The organism is Alcanivorax sp. HI0044 (assembly GCF_001634945.1).
Map to the genome: position 1 here is coordinate 1 of NZ_LWEZ01000582.1, position 522 is coordinate 522.

Consider the following 522-nt stretch of genomic DNA (forward strand, 5'->3'; position numbering starts at 1 on the left):
GCTCATTCAACAGGGTGCGCACTTCCTCGGCTTCGTCGTCCGGAACCTGGCGTAAATTCAGCAGTAGTGTGGTCATGGCGTATCACCGGTTGGTCGGGCGTGGTCGTTCCTGTTTGTCTCGCTGGCCATTATCGCATTTTCCTGCGCGCTTTTTTGCCTGCTATTTTCAGAGGCTCCCTAGTAGATGATGACGTGAGTGATCCAGCCTCCGATATACAGGCCCACCCCGAACACACCATGGTTAAGCAGGCTTTGCAGCCGGGCCTTGTTCGGCGCTGGAGTGCGTGAGGCGGCGATGCCGGCCCCCATGCCAGGTTGCATTAGCAGAAACGGTGCTGCGACAGTGGCAATGCCCATCAGTAACGCAGGCCCGAGGGTCGGATGAGTGATCCAGGCGGTGCCCTGCCAGGCCAGCAGCAGGCCGGCAAAGGCAATCCCGATCAGATAATGCGCCAGCCAGCCGACGAGGGTTTCTCCTGCTATGGGCGCGGAGCGACTGATGGCATCGTGCCGGAATTGGCG

General features: G+C 60.0%; 2 protein-coding genes. Both read right to left on the minus strand.

The window, feature by feature from the left end; all coding sequences use genetic code 11:
- The coding region (locus tag A3730_RS32555) for a DUF6164 family protein (protein WP_231883878.1) at positions 1-76 on the minus strand (76 nt) is incomplete at its 3' end.
- A 101-nt stretch (positions 77-177) separates the two neighbouring features.
- Positions 178-522 (minus strand): DUF2938 family protein (locus A3730_RS07025; protein WP_063537790.1); only part of this gene is annotated, 345 nt, incomplete at its 5' end.